Origin of the sequence: Acuticoccus kalidii, from assembly GCF_021556395.1 — a bacterium.
In the GTDB taxonomy this organism is placed as follows: Bacteria; Pseudomonadota; Alphaproteobacteria; order Rhizobiales; family Amorphaceae; genus Acuticoccus; species Acuticoccus kalidii.
This window is the reverse complement of record NZ_JAKGCS010000010.1, coordinates 234,334-250,585: the sequence shown is the minus strand read 5'-3', so window position 1 is coordinate 250,585 and position 16,252 is coordinate 234,334. Positions and strand designations below refer to the sequence as shown.

Below are 16,252 nucleotides of genomic sequence, written 5' to 3'. Positions count from 1 at the left end.
CGGCCGAAAGCGCCCCATACCGGCCCGGCCGCCCGGCCCGTCCCGCGCAAGCCACGCTGCCAGAGGCCGAACCAACCCGAGCGCCAACAGCGCACAACACGCGCAAATGGCGAAACGAACGCGCACCTCTTCGCGTGCCCCCAGCAGCGCACGCCCGCGCGCCGGCCCAGCAGCCCTTCGCGTGCCCCCAGCAGCTCTTCGCGCGCCCCCAGCAGCGCGCGACCGCGCGCCGGCCCCTGGCCGCCCACGCGGAGGCCGCGAAGCGATACGCCGTGAGCGAAAACAATGGTGCGGGTGGAGGGACTCGAACCCCCACACCTTGCGGCGCTTGGACCTAAACCAAGTGCGTCTACCAATTCCGCCACACCCGCGCGCCTTTCCTGTAAGGCCGGGAGTGGCTGCCGGTCAAACCCCGCTAGAAGCCGTCGAATGCGACCCGCGAGGCCTTGAGGCCGCCGATCAGATCATCGGCGATCAAGGCGGGCCCGACCCGGCTCGCGGTCTCGCCATGGAGGAAGACCGCCATCGCTGCCGCCTCGAACGGGGGCACGCCTTGGGCGAGAAATCCCGTCACGATGCCGCACAGCACGTCGCCCGAGCCGGCGGTCGCGAGGTAGGGCGGCGCGTTGGTGTTGATCGCGGCGCGCCCGTCCGGGGCGGCGATCACCGTGTCACGCCCCTTGAGGACGATGACGGCACCAGATTGCTCCGCGGCCGCGCGGGCGCGCGCGAGCTTGTCGCCATCCTTGGAGAAGACGCGGCCGAACTCGCCTTCGTGCGGCGTGAGGACGGCGCGGCTCGTTCCGATCGCCTCGGCGAGCGCGCCCGCCATCCCGGCGAAGGCCGTGACGGCGCCGGCGTCCAACACGACCGCCGCCTCGGAGGCGAGCGCCGCCGTCGCCTTCGCGCGCGTCGCCTCGTCCGGGTCGAGACCGGGGCCGAGACAGACGACATTCTTGCGCGTGTCGGACAACAGCGCGCCGAGCTCGTCCGCGTCGTCGACCTTGGCGAGCATCACCGTCGTGAGGTGGCAGGCGTTGACGAGGAGGGCCTCGCCAGGGGATGCGAGCGTCACGAGCCCTGCCCCGGCCCGCAGCGCCGCCATCGCCGAAAGCCGCGCCGCGCCGGTCTGGGTCATCGGGCCGGACAGGACGATGGCGTGGCCGCGATCATATTTGTGGCCGGCCGCGGCGAGTGTGGGTCGCGCCGCTTTCCACAGATCCGGCTCGTTGGCGAAGGTGCGACAGCCGAGCTCGGCGATGGTGGCGGGGTCGATCCCGATCGAGGCGACCGACACGCGCCCGCAATGGGCCCGGCCGGGCATCAGAAGGTGGCCGGGCTTGCGCCGTTCGAAGGTGATCGTCCGATGCGCGCGAATGGCGACGCCGCGCACGGCGCCGGTCGCCCCGTCGATCCCGCTCGGCAGATCGATCGCGAACACCCGGCCGTCCGCCGCGTTCACCCGCTCGATGAGCGCGGCAAAGACGCCCTCTATATCGCGCGAGAGGCCGCCGCCGAAGAGGCCGTCGATGACGACGCCCGCCTCGTCGATCTCCGGCCCGTCCGGCTCGATATGCGGCCCCCGGTAGGCGGTGCGCGCCGCGCGTGCGGCATCGGAGCCCGCCTCACCCGCGAGATCGACGAGTGCGACATGATAGCCCCGCTCGCGCAATATGCGCGCGGCGACGAAGGCGTCACCGCCATTGTCGCCGGGCCCCGCGAGCACGGCGATCCGCGCGCCATGGCCGACTTCGGCGGCGATGAGATCGGCGACGGCATAGCCGGCCCGCTCCATCAGCGTCGCGATCGAGGTGCCCGCCTCAGCGGTTTTCCGATCGGCGAGGCTCATCTCGTACGGGGTGGGGAGTTCGATCATAAAAATCCCTGACACCCGAACAATGTGCACATCTTGTAATCACTCCGACTAAATAATAATCACAAAAGCTGCCACCAGCTCGGGCACATGCCCGTTTTGAACCCATAACGCTGATTTCGGCATCTGGCACACAGCGTGCATTCCTCCGTATGCCAGCGGACGGATGACCTCCCGTATGCCGCCCAACGGGGTCTTATGAAGAAGATCGAAGCCATCATAAAGCCGTTCAAACTCGATGAGGTGAAGGAGGCGCTGCAAGACGTCGGGCTCCAGGGCATCACAGTGCTCGAAGCTCGCGGCTTCGGACGCCAGAAGGGCCACACCGAACTGTACCGCGGTGCTGAGTACGTTGTTGATTTCCTTCCGAAAGTGAAGATCGAACTCATCGTGCCTGATAGTCTGCTGCCGGCGGCCGTGGAGGCCATCCGCACTGCCGCGCAGACAGGCCGGATCGGTGACGGCAAGATCTTCGTCCTCCCTGTCGAGGGCGCTATCCGGATCCGGACTGGAGAGTCCGGTGAGGACGCCATCTAACCCCACCACCAGAAGCGTCAGAAGCCCATAGAAAGCGATTGCCAATGAGCACAGCGCAAGAAGTCCTGAGAGACCTCAAAGATAAAGATGTAAAGTTCGTCGATCTGCGCTTCACGGATCCGCGCGGCAAAATGCAACACGTCACGATGGACGTGACGATGATCGACGAAGACATCTTCGCCGATGGCACGATGTTTGACGGTTCGTCGATCGCTGGCTGGAAGGCGATCAACGAGTCCGACATGATCCTCATGCCGGATCCCGAAACCGCCCATATCGACCCGTTCTTCGCGCAGACCACGATGGCGCTGTTCTGCGACATCCTGGAGCCGTCGACCGGCGAGGCCTACAACCGCGACCCGCGCACCACGGCCAAGAAGGCCGAGGCCTACGTGAAGTCCGGCGGCTTCGGTGACACCATCACCATGGGCCCGGAAGCCGAATTCTTCGTGTTCGACGACGTCCGCTTCGCCGCGGATCCGTACAACACGGGCTTCCAGCTCGATTCGTCCGAGCTGCCCTCCAACATGTCGACCGAGTACGAGACGGGCAATCTCGGCCACCGTCCCCGTACGAAGGGCGGCTACTTCCCCGTGCCGCCGATCGATTCGGCCCAGGACATGCGCTCCGAGATGCTCTCGGTCATGACCGAAATGGGCGTCACCGTCGAAAAGCACCACCACGAGGTGGCGGCAGCCCAGCACGAGCTCGGCCTCAAGTTCGACACGCTGACCCTCATCGCCGACAAGATGCAGATCTACAAGTACGTCGTGCATCAGGTCGCGAACGCCTACGGCAAGACGGCGACGTTCATGCCGAAGCCGGTCTTCGGCGACAACGGCACGGGCATGCACGTCCACCAGTCGATCTGGAAGGACGGTCAGCCGACCTTCGCCGGCAACCTTTATGCCGACCTTTCGGAAAACTGCCTGTTCTATATCGGCGGTATCCTGAAGCACGCGAAGGCCCTCAACGCCTTCACCAACCCGTCGACGAACTCCTATAAGCGTCTCGTCCCGGGTTATGAGGCGCCGGTCCTCCTCGCCTACTCGGCGCGCAACCGCTCCGCCTCCTGCCGTATTCCGATCGCGTCTTCGCCGAAGGGCAAGCGCCTCGAGGTCCGTTTCCCGGATCCGTCGGCGAACCCCTATCTCGCCTATGCGGCGATGTGCATGGCCGGCCTCGACGGCATCAAGAACCGCATCCATCCGGGCGACCCGATGGACAAGGATCTTTATGACCTTCCGCCGGAAGAGCTCCTCGGCATCCCGACCGTCTGCAGCTCGCTGCGCGAAGCGCTGGGCGCCGTCGATGCCGACCGCGACTTCCTGAAGGCCGGCGGCGTGTTCGACGACGACCAGATCGACGCGTACATCGAGCTCAAGATGGAAGAGAACATGCGGTACGAGATGACGCCGCACCCGGTCGAGTTCGACCTCTATTACTCGGTCTGATCGGACCCTTCGGAGGAAGGCTCCGCCTTCCTCCTTTCTTGCGCCTTAAGCGCTCGACTGGCGGCCTCGTCGAACGACTTGGCCGCCTTTCTTTTTGGGCCGCCTTTCTTTTGAGCCGGGCCCACGCTCCGCGTGCCAGAAATCCACGCCCGCCCGATGCCGCGCCGTTGACGCCCGGGCCCGCGCCGCGCATCCCCTGTGGCAAAGGGAGAGACGGTTTTGGCGATCATTCATGGCGGCGAGTTGGCCGATGCGCGCGCCCATGGCGGCGACGGGCCGATCCTCGATCTTTCGACGGGCATCAACCCGCACGCCTATCCCGCCGCGTTCGCGCCCGACGTCCTGCGGCCGTTGCCGCAACGCGAGGCCGATGACCGCCTCCGCGACGCCGCCCGCCGCGCCTACCACGTGCCGGATGATGCCGACATCGTCGCCGCGCCCGGCACGCAAGCGATCCTCCAATGGCTGCCGCATTGCCTACCCGCCACCCGCGTCACGGTGATCGGCCCGACCTACCAGGAGCACGCGGCGATCTGGTCGCGCCACGCGCCGACCACGACCGTGCCGACGATCGACGACGCGCCCGCGACCGGGCTCACGGTGATCGTCAACCCGAACAACCCCGATGGCCGCTTCGTCGCCGCCGACCGCCTCGCCGCCCATGCCGCCGCGACGCAAAGCGAGGCGATCGCGCTCGTCGTCGACGAGGCGTTCGGCGATCTCGCCCCCGAGCGGACCGCCGCCGGGACAGCTCGCACCCTGGTCCTCAAGAGCTTCGGCAAATTCTACGGCCTTGCCGGGCTTCGTCTCGGCTTTGCGATCGGCCCGGCGGAGGCCATCGCGCCATTGCGGGCCGCGCTCGGTCCCTGGGCGGTCTCCGGCCCGGCCCTTGAAATCGGCGCCCGTGCGCTTGCCGACGCGCCATGGGCGGCCGCCATGCGGGAGCGCCTCGCGCGGGAGCGGGCCGAGCTCGACGGTGCGCTCGCCACAGCGGGCCTCACAGTCGTCGGCGGGACGGACCTCTTCCGCCTCGTGGAGACCGAGGACGCCGCCGCCTGGCACGCCGCGCTCGCCCGCGAGGGCATTTGGACGCGGATCTTCCCCACGCACCCGAGGCGGCTCCGTATCGGCCTTCCGGGGGAGGCCTTGCCGCGCCTCGAAGCCGCACTTGCCCACATCGGAGAAAGGCCCGAATGAGCGTCGTCTTCGCCCTCGTCATCGATGCGATCTTCGGGGATCCGGCGCGCGCCTGGAGCCGCACCGGCCATCCCGTCACCTGGTTCGGCTCGCTGATCGACTGGCTCGATCAAGCGCTCAACTGGGGCGGCTCGCGCAAGGCGAAGGGGGTTGTCGCGATCGCCGCCGCGATCCTCGCCTTCGCCATTCCGGTGGCGCTCCTCGCCGGCGTTCTCGGCATCCTGCCGGGGCTTCTCGGAAGCCTCGCGATCGGCGTGGTCGCGAGCAGCCTCATCGCCCACAAGAGCCTTAATGAGCATGTCGCCCGTGTCGCAGACGCCGGAACGATCGAGGAGGCGCGCACCGCGGTCTCGATGGTGGTCGGCCGGGACGTCTCGACGCTCGACGAGGCCGGGGTGTCGCGCGCGAGCCTCGAAACGCTCGCCGAGAGCCTTTCGGACGGTGTCGTCGCGCCCGCGTTCTGGCTCGCGATCGGCGGTCTGCCGGGCCTCGTCGCCTATAAAGTGGTGAACACCGCCGATTCCATGATCGGCCACCGCACCGAGCGCCATGGCGCGTTCGGCTGGGCGGCCGCCCGGCTCGACGACGCGATGAACTTCGTGCCGGCGCGGATCACCGCATTCCTCATCGCCCTCACCGCCCCGCGCCTCTTTCGCCTGCGCGAGCGGATCATCGAGACGGCGGAGATGCACGTCTCCCCGAATGCCGGTTGGCCGGAGGCGGCCCTCGCCTACCGGCTCGACGTCGCCCTCGGTGGGCCGCGCAGCTACGAGGGCGAGCGTGTGGATGGGGTCTGGCTCCATCCGAACGGGCGGACGGCGCGCTTTGCGGACATTCGCCGCGGCATCCGGGTCGGCAACGTCGCCGGCGCGTTCCAGATTGTGTTCTACGCGCTGATCGCGATCCTCTTCTGAGCGATCTCGAAGAGCCGGTCGAGGTCGATCGACGCCTCCAGATGCGCCGCCAGCGCATCGAGCGTCGCCTCGATCCGACGCTCATAATGAAGGTCGGATGCGGTGCCCAATAGAGCGAGAAAGGCGCCGCGGAAATCGTCCTCCCCGAAGAGGCCGTGTAGATAGGCCCCCATCACGCGCCCGTCGGCGGAGATCGCGCCGTCCGGCCCCTCCACGAGTTCGACCAGCGGACGGGCGGTGTCCGGCCCCTCCGTCACCCCCATATGGATGCGGTAGCCCGACACCGCGATTCCCGCCGCCCCCGGAAGGCGCGCGACGCCGCGGCTCTCGCGCGTCGTCTTCGGCGCCTTGAGTTCGGTGACGATGTCGAGAAGACCGAGCCCTTCGATCTCACCCGGCGGCCCCTCATGACCGGCCGGATCGCGGATGAGACGCCCCAGCATCTGATAGCCGCCGCACAATCCGATCACGCGGCCACCCCGTCGCACATGCGCCGTCAGATCGGCCTTCCAACCGGCCGCGATCAGCGCGCGCGTGTCGGCGACGGTCGATTTGGAGCCCGGCAGGAGAACGAGATCGGTATCGGCCGGCAGCGGCTCATCGATCGGAACGAGGTGGAAGGCAACGCCCGGCTCGAGCCGCAACGGGTCGCAATCGTCGAAATTCGCGATGTGCGGCAGCCGCGGCATCACCACCTTGAGCCCGTCCCGCCGATCATCGCCGCCCGTGAGGCCGAGCGTGTCCTCCGCCGGGAGCGAGGACGCCGCCGCGAACCACGGCACGACGCCGAGCGAGGGCCAGCCCGTCCGCTCCGCGATCGCCCGCTCACCGTCCGCAAAGAGGCTCACATCACCGCGGAATTTGTTGACCAGGAAGCCCTTCACCGCCGCCCGCTCCGGCGGTTCGAGCACCGCCGCCGTCCCGACGAGATTGGCGATCACCCCGCCGCGCGAGATGTCCGCGCACAGGACGACCGGAACGGAGGCGGCGAGCGCGAAGCCCATATTGGCGATATCGCCCGCGCGCAGATTGATCTCGGCCGGGCTTCCCGCCCCCTCGACGAGGACGAGATCGACGCCTTCGCCGACACGGGCGAAGCTGTCGAGCACCGGCGCCATCAACTGCGGCTTCAAGGCGGCATAGTCGCGGGCCGCCGTCGTCGCCATCACGCGGCCCTGCACCACCACTTGTGCGCCGGTTTCCGACTGCGGCTTTAGGAGCACAGGGTTCATGTGAACTGAGGCCGGCCGATGAGCGGCGCGGGCTTGAAGCATCTGCGCCCGGCCAATCTCCCCATAATCAGGTGTCGCCGCCGCATTGTTTGACATATTTTGTGGTTTGAAGGGATTAACCCTAAGCCCACGCTGGAAAAAGGCGCGACACAATCCCGCCACAAGGAGAGACTTACCGACATCGGAGCCCGTTCCCTGGATCATCAACGAGGCTGTGGTCATCGTCCGACCTCATCCGATGGCGCACCGTCCCTTCATCTGGCGTTAATGGACGGGCCGTGATTTGAAGAGTCCTAGCCGCGCGGTTCGCGGCGAGAGAAGCCCTGGAGTAAACTGATGAAGAAAGTTCTGCTCGCTATGGCGATGGTGGCCGGCCTCGCCGCCTGCAACAGCAACAGCCAGACCGACCGCGCGTTGGTGGGTGGCGCCGTTGGTGGCGGCACGGGCGCGCTGATCGCCGCCGCAGCCGGTGCCAACCCCGGCACGACCCTCGGCGTCGCCGCGGCCAGCGCCGCCGGTGGTGCGCTCGTCGGCGCAGCGACCGCGCCGCGCAACTGCGTCAACCAGTACGGCGAACCCGTCGTCTGCCCCTGATCGACAGATCCAGGGCCTGACGGTCCGACGGAGCGGCCATCGGTCCGCTCCGCTGGCCCCGCCTCGCTGGACGGTCTCACGACCATCCAGCGAGCGGCGTGCCATCGCGCTAGAATTCGATGCCCGGCTGCGGTTTGACGCCGGATCGAAACGGATGCTTCACCATCGTCATCTCGGTGACGAGATCGGCGATCTCGATCAATTCGTCTTTCGCATTGCGTCCCGTGATGATGACGTGGACATCATCCGGCTTCTCGTCCCGCAAGAAGGCCGCGACCTCGGCGACGTCGAGATAATCATATCTGAGGACGATGTTGAGCTCGTCGAGCAGAACCATGCGGTAGTCGCCCGAAAGGATCATCGCCTTCGCCGCCTCCCACGCCGATTGCGCCGCGGCGATATCGCGCTGACGGTCCTGCGTCTCCCAGGTGAACCCCTCGCCCATCCGCTTCACCGTCACCTGATCGGCGAATCGATCGAGGACGACCTTTTCGCCCGTCTCGATCTTTCCCTTGATGAACTGGACGACGGCGACATTCATGCCGTGCCCGACGGCGCGCATCACCATGCCGAAGGCGGCCGTCGATTTGCCCTTACCCTTGCCGGTATGGACGATGACGAGACCCTTCTCGATCGTCTTCGTGGCAAGGATCTTGTCCCGCGCCGCCTTCTTCTTACGCATCTTCTCGGCATGGCGCGCGTCGAGTTCGGTATCGGTCATAGGCTCGTCTCGGGTGTCATGAGCGCGTCGAGGCGCGCGTGAACGCTGTTCTTCTTGGGGGACCATAACCCGCGTTCGATCGCTTCGGCGAACCGGGCGCGAATTTCTTCGAGCGCCGGGCGATTCGCCTCTGCGAGGAAGGCGGCCACCGCCTCGTCTTCGAGATAGGCCTCATAGACCTGGTCGAAGTGGTGATCGGCGACGGCGTTGGTGGTCGCGGCGAAGGCGAAGAGATAGTCGACCGTCGCCGCGATCTCGAACGCGCCTTTATAGCCGTGCCGCATCACGCCCGCGATCCACTTCGGATTCGCCGCCCGGCCACGCACGACGCGGGCGATTTCCTCTGCGAGCGTACGGGCGACGGGCCGCTCGGCGCGGCTCGTGTCGACATGGAGGCTGACCGGCGCACGGCCCGAGGCCGCCTCGACCGCGGCAGCGAGACCGCCCTCGAACTGGTAATAATCATCGCTGTCGAGGATGTCGTGTTCGCGATTGTCCTGTGCCTGGACGACCGCGTCGATCCCCGACAAACGTTGGCGAAGCGCGTCCTCGGCAACGTCACCCGCGCGGCCCTTGCCGTAGGCGTAACGCCCCCAGGCGACGAAGGCCTCGGCGAGATCGGCGCGCCCCTCCCACGCCCCGGTGTCGATGAGGGCTTGGAGGCCCGCCCCATACGCGCCCGGCATCGCGCCGAAGACGGAAATTTCGCCGCCGGATTCGCGGAAGCGGGCGCGGACGGGGTTCTGGTCGTCCGGCTCGTCGCGCTCGGCGACGGCACGGGCGGCCGAATCGAACAGCGCGATCTGCTCGGGAAAGGCATCGCGGAAGAAACCGGACACGCGGAGCGTGACGTCGACCCGAGGCCGCGCGAGTTCGGAGAGGCTGCGCACGGTAAAGCCGGTGAGGCGCGCTCCGTCCCAGACCGGTTCCGCCCCGATGAGGGCGAGCGCCTGGGCGATATCGTCGCCGCCGGTGCGCATGTTCGCCGTGCCCCAACAGGTGAGGACGATGGAGCGCGGCCAATCGCCCTCTTCCATCACGTATCGCTCCACCACCCGCTCGGCCGCGGCCGAGCCGATCGCCCAGGCCGCGCGGGTCGGAATGCCGCGAATGTCCACCGCGAAGAAGTTGCGGCCGGTGGGCAGCACGTCCGGCCGCCCCCGCGTCGGCGCGCCGGAGGGCCCCGGTGGCGTGAAGCGTCCGGCAAGACCGCCGAGAAGCGCCGCAATCTCCGCCGGGCCGGACCGGTCGAGATCCGCGCCGATCGTCTCCATCGCGGCGAGGATCGGGCGGGCCGTCTCGCCGGGCTCGACCTCACCTTCGAGGAGGAGAGCGGCGTGGGCCTCGAGCCGCTCCACCGTGTCGCCGACGGTCCGCCAGGGCGTCTCGGCATGATCGAGCGGCTTGGGGCGCGGACCGGTCCATGTCTCGGCCATCGCGGCGTCGAGGGGATCGAAGCCGAGGCCGAAATCGGCCGCGATCGCGCGCAATAGCGAGCCGTCGGCCGGACCGCCGCCTCGCGGCGCGCGGGCGATCGCGGCGAGGAGATCGCGCCGCTGGGTGCCGGCCGGGCTTTCGCCGAGAATATGAAGCCCGTCACGGATCTGCATCTCCTTGAGATCGCAGATATGGGCATCGAGTTCGGCGATCGCGGCGTCCCGGTCGGCAAGGTCGAGCGCGAGGTCGGCCGCGAAGCCGTGACGTTCGGCGACCTCCAGAATATCGCCCGCGAGTCGTTCGGCGCGTTTCGGATCGAGGGCGCGGGCGAGCGCATACTCGTCGATCAGCGTTTCGAGCTCGAGGGCGCGCCCGTGGCTTTCGGCCCGCGTCATGGCGGGGGTCAGATGGTCGACGATGACGGCCTGGGCGCGGCGTTTGGCCTGCGTGCCCTCGCCCGGATCGTTGACGATGAAGGGATAAAGATGCGGCATCGGGCCGAAGGCGATCTCCGGCCAGCACGTTTCCGATAGGCCGACGGCTTTGCCCGGCAGCCACTCCATGTTGCCGTGCTTGCCCATGTGGATCACCGCATGGGCGCCGAACGTTTCGCGCAGATAGAGATAAAAAGCGAGATAAGCGTGCGTCGGGACGAGCGCCGGATCGTGATAAGTCGCCTTCGGATCGCGCTCATAGGCCCGCGTCGGCTGGATCGCGACGAGCGCGTTGCCGAAGCGATGCGCGGGGATCGCGATCGCCTCGTGACGCACCATCGGATCATCTTCGACCGCGCCCCAGGCGGTTTCGACCGCCTCACGCGCCGCCCCGGGAAGGCGCGCGAACCACGCTTTGTAGGTTGCAAGGGAAAGCCGCGCCGGCGGATCGGCCCGGCCGGCGAGAAGACGCTCCATCAGCCCGGCCCCATCGCGCGGCGCGCCGGCGACGTCGTATCCTGCCTTTTCGAGCGCGGCGAGGACGTTGACGGTCGAGGCGGGCGTGTCGAACCCCACCCCGTTCGCGATGCGTCCGTCTTTGCCGGGATAATTGGCGAGCACCAAGGCGACGCGCTTGTCGCCCGCCTCGGTCGCGACGAGGCGCGTGTGTGCGGCCGCGAGCGCGGCGACGAAGCGGACGCGGTCGGGGACCGCCGCGAAATCCACAGGAAAGGCCCCGGTCGCCTCATCCCGCTCCGCGCGTTGCTTGAAGGCGAAGGCGCGGGAGAGGACGCGGCCGTCGAACTCGGGCGTGACGACGCTCATCGTGAGATCGCGCACGCCGAGGCCCGCGGCGCTCTCCTCCCACGCCGCGATGTCGGAGCTTGCCTGGACGACCTCGATGACGAACCGGCGATGATCGTCGAGCGCCGAGCCGGCGCCCCCGGCGGAAAACGCCATCGTGGTCAGGACGACGTCCGCTCCGGTCTCTTCGAGGAGGGAGCGGATGACGGCGGCCGCCACCTCGTCCTTGAGGCTCGAGGCGAAGATCGGCACCGGGCGCAATCCGGCCGCGGCGAGCCCTTCGACAAGGGCGTCGATCCCGCCGATGAGCCCGTCCATCAGGTGCGAACGATAAAAGACGAGACCGACACGCGCCCCGTCCGGGAAGACGTCGAGGCCCGCGGCGTCGGGCAGAACGGTGCCGCGCGCGTAAAGGCCGGCGGCGGGAACCGCGCTCGCGGGCGGTGGCAGCGGGGCGTCCACCACGAAGCTGCGCAGGAAAGCGAGCGAGCGGTCGCGGTTGTGCGGCCCGCCCTCGCGGCAATAAGCGTGAAAGCGGCGGGCGTCCTCCAGCGGAACGGTGCCGCGGGCGGCGAGCGCCTCGTCGAACGCCGCTTCGCCGGGAACGATGATCAGCCTCGCCCCGGTCTCGGCCGCGATCCGGCGCAGCGTTTCGACGCCATAGGCGAAGTACCCTTCGCCGCCGAGGATGCGCACGGCGATCACCTTCGCGTGGCGCAGCGTCTTGTCGGCCAGGAGGTCGACGGACATCGGATGCGTGAGCGAGGCGAGGCTCGCGAGGCGAACAGCCGGCCCGCCGGGATGACGGTGCACGGCCTGGACGAGTGCGGTGATCTCCCCGTCGGCAGCCGACAGGAAGACGATGGGCGCGGGCGTCAGATCGAGGTCAACGGCCTCCTCACCGTCGTCGATACGCTGCGCGTCGGCGGCGAGGAGATGCATTAGGCGGCCTTCGGCGCTCCGAGCCCGGTCAGAAGCGCGTCATCGATGGGGCTGAGCCCGATGACGACGAGGCCCGTCGGCTCGGAACGGGGCCGGCCGAACCATGTCTCGACGCGCGGGCCGACGGCCTGCACGAACAGCGGCGCCGGCTTGTCGATCACCGCAACGCTCCCTTTGAGGCGCAGGATCGACGGATCGGCGGCAAGCCGCGCGAGCGTCGCCTCCGCCGCCGACTTTGTGGGGAAGCGGGCGGGCACGACGCGGCTTTCGAAATCGTCGTGCTCGTGGTCGGTGTCGTGGCCGTGATGGCCGTCGCGCGCCTTCGGATCGTCCTCCGCGGCGGCGCCGATGCCGAAGACGGTCGCGTTCGCCCCTTCGACGATCGCGACACCGGCGCGGATCTCGCCGGCGACGGTGCTGCGGACGGTCTCGATCGTCGCCTTGTCGAGATCGCCGGTCTTCGACAGGACGACGAGATCGGCGGCCTTCAACTGGTCCTCGAAGAGCTCTTCGAGCGGGGTGTGATGGTCGAGCGATTCGTCGGCCTTGCGCTCCGCCTCGACGGCTTGCGGATCGTGCGCGAAGCGGCCCGCCGCGACGGCCGGCACGTCGACGAGGGTGACGACGGCGTCGACCGTGACGCGCGGCTTGACGCTCGGCCAGGCGAAGGCGGCGATCAGCGGCTGGGGAAGCGCGAGGCCCGAGGTCTCGATCACGATGCGCTCGGGCGGGTCGGCACGGTTCAGAAGCTGCTCGAGCGCTGGCACGAAATCATCCGCCACGGTGCAGCACAGGCAGCCGTTTGTGAGCTCGACGACATCGTCCGCGCAATCGGGATCGAGGCAGCCGGACAGCATCGCCCCATCGAAGCCGAGATCGCCGAACTCGTTGACGATCAGACCGATACGCGCGCCGTTTGCCTCTTCGATCAGGCGCTTGATCAGCGTCGTCTTCCCCGCCCCGAGAAAACCGGTGACGATCGTGACGGGAATGCGTTGGCTCATAAAGTCAGCTCCGGCTGGCTCGTGGGTTTCACGATGAGGGGGCAGCCCGCGACCATCTTCACGACGGTCGAGGCCGCGCTCGCCAAGCGTTGGTTTAACACACCCTGCTGATCCCGAAAGGCGCGTCCGAGCGCCGTCGCCGGCACGATCCCCTCCCCGACCTCGTTGCTGATCGCGACGATCGCCGCCTGACGCGCGGCGATCGCGTCGAGTAGCGTTTCCGTCTCCCCTGCGACATTCCGCTCCGAGAGGACGAGATTCGTGAGCCACAGCGTCATGCAGTCGACGAGGAGGACACCGCGCGCCTGCCGCACGGTCTCGGCGATCGACACGGTGATCTCGCGGGTCGACCATTCCGGCGGCCGCCGTGCTTGATGGGTGGCGATTCGCTCCGCCATCTCCGCGTCCCGAGGCGGACCGGCGGTGGCGAGGTAGGTGACCGCCGCGCCGGAGCGGGCAGCCAGGGTTTCCGCGTATCGAGATTTCCCCGAACGGGCCCCGCCGACGACGAGGACGAAAGGATATTCACACACGTCACGATCCGGTGTTGCGTCTCTGAGGGAGCGTTGCTATATCGCCCCAACGCCGCGGCGTCATTCCCCGGTAGCTCAGTGGTAGAGCAACCGGCTGTTAACCGGTTGGTCGCTGGTTCGAATCCGGCCCGGGGAGCCACCTTCTCGCTGTTGCAGGCATTGCCCGCCGCAGCCCGCTCTGAAGCGGAGGCGAGAATGGGTCGCTCCCACCCCATATAACAGCCGTCTTTCCAAAATCCGTTCCGCAAGCAATCGCCCCTCTGCAGGCGTGGCTTTGCGCCGATTCGCCTTGCCGGTCCCGAGCGCCGGCCGAATCGGGCGACGCGGGACGGCGCGAATCGATCGCGATCCGCACCGCCTTTCGCTCACGCCCGTGGCGCCCGCGCCCGCGCCATCGCCTCGGCGATCTCCCGCGCCGCCGCGCGCGGATCGGACGCGGCGCAGATCGCCGTGACGACGGCTATGCCATCGGCGGTGATTCGCGGTGCATGGATCGCCTGAAGGCCGCCGATCGCGACCGTCGGCCGATCCGTTGCGGCGACGATCTCGGCAAGTCCTTCAAAGCCGAGCGGCGGCGCATGTCCGGGCTTCGTCGCCGTCGCAAAGACGGGGCCGACGCCGAGATAGTCCGCCGCCGGGTGGGCGGCGCGGGCGAGGCCCACCGTCTCGACCGAAAGGCCGAGGATCCGGTCAGGCCCGATCGCATCGCGCACCGTCTGCGGATCGCCGTCGTCCTGGCCGATATGCACCCCGTCCGCGTCCGCCGCGAGCGCCGCCTCGATATCGTCGTTGACGAGGAGCGGAACGCCGCTGCCGGCGAGCACCCCCTTCAACGCGCGCGCCGCGGCGGTGCGCTCGGCGGTCGAGCCCGTCTTGTCGCGGAGCTGAACCATCGTGACGCCGCCCGCCACGGCCTCGCGCACCGCCTCGAGAAGGCCGAGCGAACAGATGGCCGGATCGGCGACGAGATAGACCGAAAGATCGAAGCGCCTCATTGCGAGCGCCCCTCGACGTCGGCCGGCGTCACCTTCGCGAGCGCGTCGATGAAGCGGACGGCGAAGGTGCCCGGCCCGTCGGCGCCCCGTTCGGCGATCTCGCCGGCCGCCGCGAAATGGCAGCACGCCCCATGCGCGGCATCGAACGGACCGGCGACGGCGGCATAGGCGCCGGTGAGGGCCGACAGGGCGCAGCCGAGCGCCGTCACCATCGGCATGAGGTCCGACCCGCCGCGGATCCGCACGGCGCGTTCCCCATCCGTCACGAGGTCGATCTCGCCCGTGACGGCGACGACGCCGCCGGTCTCCCGCGCGAGCGCTTCGGCCGCCTCCCGCGCCGCGTCGACGGCATCGCCGGCATCGACCCCGCGCCCTGCCGAGGATGCCCCGGACAGGGCAATGATCTCCGACGCGTTGCCGCGCACGATCGTCGGGCGCTCCGCAAGGAGCTCGCGCGTTACGCCGGACCGCCAGGGGGTCGCGAAATGGGCGACGGGATCGAGCACCCAGGGCCGTCCCGCCCCCTTGGCGCCCGCGATCGCGGCCTTCATCCCCGCCACCCATAAAGGCGAGAGCGTCCCGATATTGACCGAAAGCGCGCCGGCGATTGCGGCAAAGTCGCCGGCTTCTTCCGGCGCGTGCACCATCGCGGGCGAGGCGCCGGCCGCAAGGAGCGCGTTCGCCGCGGTGTTCATCGCGACATAATTGGTGATGGTGTGGGCGAGCGGCCGCGCGGCTCGCATTGCGGTGAGGGTCTCGCCAGGCGTCATCGTTCCTCCAAGGGAGGGAAAGCGAGGATGCGACCGGGCTTATCCTGTCGACCGCTCTCCCTCCGCCAGCATGATCTGGTTCAGGTTCCAAGGGTGCTTCTCAGCCCGGTCGCCCGGACGCCCCCGTCGGTCCGTGGACAATAGGGCGCGTGGGCCCCGCTGTCAGCCCGCCCGGCAGCGCGGCGACGCCGATCGAGGGCGGTCGCGCCAATGGCCCGCCCGCCCTGACGGACACGGCCGGCGCACAGCGAGATTCGGACGGGCGCGTTCTGGTTGAGGCGGGCGTGTTCGCCGGTCCACGCGGCGCGGCGCGGCGAAGGCCGTCGCCGATGACGCCATGACGCAGGTCATCGGCGCGCGGTGGGTCGGCGCGCGGTTTCTAGACTGGATTTGCGGCGGTGGAGATTGGCAAACGACGTTCCCGGACCGGGGACTCACATGCCGTCAGTCGAGCCATTCGTGGGCTTTGCAGCAGCCGATCAGACGGCCCCAGATCCACCCCTCGCGGCCGGCGGCTCGTCCTTCGAGGACGTAGACCTGAACCCAACGGTCCCGGAGGTCTTCGGCGAGGGTTTCGGCATCGGCCATTTCGAGGACGGCTGTCCCGCGGGAGACGCCGGTGATGCGCCGGTCAGCCGTCGACGGGCCCTCGCGCAACCAGGCGTCGGACGACAAAGAGAGGGCGTCGATCTGATCCGACCACGCGGCTGTGGCGGCGAGGACGAGGCCGACCCCGACAATTATGCGAATGCTCGTAAGCATCTGATGACGCTACCGCATCCTTTTTCGCTTGACTAGAGGAAATGCAGCA

Annotated in this window: 14 protein-coding genes, 2 tRNA genes and 1 riboswitch; of the genes, 6 read left to right on the top strand and 10 right to left on the bottom strand. The window is 68.5% G+C overall.

What is annotated here, in order from left to right; genetic code table 11:
- Window positions 1-286: 286 nt before the first annotated feature.
- Both L1787_RS07175 and L1787_RS07170 read right to left on the bottom strand, forming a co-directional pair.
- Window positions 287-371: transfer RNA gene (locus tag L1787_RS07175), tRNA-Leu, on the bottom strand.
- 44 nt (window positions 372-415) lie between these two features.
- Entirely contained in the window at window positions 416-1,876 is a 1,461-nt protein-coding gene (locus L1787_RS07170) for an NAD(P)H-hydrate dehydratase (RefSeq protein WP_235708000.1), read from the bottom strand.
- A 195-nt stretch (window positions 1,877-2,071) separates the two neighbouring features.
- Between L1787_RS07170 and L1787_RS07165 the strand changes: the two genes are divergently transcribed.
- From L1787_RS07165 to cbiB, 4 genes are all read left to right on the top strand, one after another.
- On the top strand, window positions 2,072-2,410 hold the full coding sequence (locus L1787_RS07165; protein WP_235707999.1) for a P-II family nitrogen regulator: 339 nt from the start codon (window positions 2,072-2,074) through the stop codon (window positions 2,408-2,410).
- A gap of 44 nt (window positions 2,411-2,454) precedes the next feature.
- Window positions 2,455-3,864: a type I glutamate--ammonia ligase gene (glnA, locus tag L1787_RS07160; protein ID WP_235707998.1), complete on the top strand. Its 1,410-nt coding sequence runs from the start codon at window positions 2,455-2,457 to the stop codon at window positions 3,862-3,864.
- Between the two features lie 219 nt (window positions 3,865-4,083).
- Window positions 4,084-5,061, top strand: a complete 978-nt coding sequence (cobD, locus tag L1787_RS07155) for a threonine-phosphate decarboxylase CobD (RefSeq protein WP_255720311.1) — start codon at window positions 4,084-4,086, stop codon at window positions 5,059-5,061.
- Complete coding sequence (gene cbiB / locus L1787_RS07150) at window positions 5,058-5,975, top strand: adenosylcobinamide-phosphate synthase CbiB (protein WP_235707997.1); 918 nt, start codon at window positions 5,058-5,060, stop codon at window positions 5,973-5,975. The genes cobD and cbiB overlap by 4 nt, the downstream gene beginning before the upstream one ends.
- On the opposite strand, the gene L1787_RS07145 is transcribed toward cbiB, so the two are convergent.
- The gene (locus tag L1787_RS07145; RefSeq protein ID WP_235708038.1) at window positions 5,948-7,411 is read right to left on the bottom strand and encodes a cobyric acid synthase; all 1,464 of its coding nucleotides are present in this window, start codon (window positions 7,409-7,411) and stop codon (window positions 5,948-5,950) included. The genes cbiB and L1787_RS07145 overlap by 28 nt on opposite strands.
- 132 nt (window positions 7,412-7,543) lie before the next feature.
- On the opposite strand from L1787_RS07145, the gene L1787_RS07140 reads away from it, so the two are divergent.
- Complete coding sequence (locus tag L1787_RS07140) at window positions 7,544-7,801, top strand: YMGG-like glycine zipper-containing protein (RefSeq protein ID WP_235707996.1); 258 nt, start codon at window positions 7,544-7,546, stop codon at window positions 7,799-7,801.
- Between the two features lie 109 nt (window positions 7,802-7,910).
- On the opposite strand, the gene cobO is transcribed toward L1787_RS07140, so the two are convergent.
- From cobO to cobU, 4 genes are read right to left on the bottom strand one after another with little or no spacing between them, the layout of a single operon-like run.
- Window positions 7,911-8,522: a cob(I)yrinic acid a,c-diamide adenosyltransferase gene (gene cobO / locus L1787_RS07135; protein ID WP_235707995.1), complete on the bottom strand. Its 612-nt coding sequence runs from the start codon at window positions 8,520-8,522 to the stop codon at window positions 7,911-7,913.
- Entirely contained in the window at window positions 8,519-12,139 is a 3,621-nt protein-coding gene (gene cobN / locus L1787_RS07130; protein WP_235707994.1) for a cobaltochelatase subunit CobN, read from the bottom strand. Before cobN ends, cobO begins: the two co-directional genes overlap by 4 nt.
- On the bottom strand, window positions 12,139-13,143 hold the full coding sequence (gene cobW, locus L1787_RS07125; RefSeq protein ID WP_235707993.1) for a cobalamin biosynthesis protein CobW: 1,005 nt from the start codon (window positions 13,141-13,143) through the stop codon (window positions 12,139-12,141). Before cobW ends, cobN begins: the two co-directional genes overlap by 1 nt.
- Window positions 13,140-13,676 carry a bifunctional adenosylcobinamide kinase/adenosylcobinamide-phosphate guanylyltransferase gene (cobU, locus tag L1787_RS07120; RefSeq protein WP_235707992.1) on the bottom strand — a complete coding sequence of 179 codons (537 nt, stop codon included), beginning with the start codon at window positions 13,674-13,676 and terminating at the stop codon, window positions 13,140-13,142. The genes cobW and cobU overlap by 4 nt, the downstream gene beginning before the upstream one ends.
- 64 nt (window positions 13,677-13,740) lie before the next feature.
- Here cobU and L1787_RS07115 point away from each other — a divergent pair.
- A tRNA-Asn gene (locus L1787_RS07115) sits at window positions 13,741-13,815 on the top strand.
- A 226-nt stretch (window positions 13,816-14,041) separates the two neighbouring features.
- On the opposite strand, the gene thiE is transcribed toward L1787_RS07115, so the two are convergent.
- The 3 genes from thiE to L1787_RS07100 form a co-directional block, all read right to left on the bottom strand.
- A complete protein-coding gene (thiE, locus tag L1787_RS07110; RefSeq protein WP_235707991.1) occupies window positions 14,042-14,671 on the bottom strand; it encodes a thiamine phosphate synthase in 630 nt (209 codons plus the stop codon).
- Window positions 14,668-15,441 carry a hydroxyethylthiazole kinase gene (thiM, locus tag L1787_RS07105; RefSeq protein WP_235707990.1) on the bottom strand — a complete coding sequence of 258 codons (774 nt, stop codon included), beginning with the start codon at window positions 15,439-15,441 and terminating at the stop codon, window positions 14,668-14,670. Before thiM ends, thiE begins: the two co-directional genes overlap by 4 nt.
- Window positions 15,442-15,480: 39 nt before the next feature.
- Window positions 15,481-15,576, bottom strand: a riboswitch (TPP riboswitch).
- 309 nt (window positions 15,577-15,885) lie between these two features.
- The gene (locus L1787_RS07100) at window positions 15,886-16,203 is read right to left on the bottom strand and encodes an SH3 domain-containing protein (protein WP_235707989.1); all 318 of its coding nucleotides are present in this window, start codon (window positions 16,201-16,203) and stop codon (window positions 15,886-15,888) included.
- Window positions 16,204-16,252 lie beyond the last annotated feature (49 nt).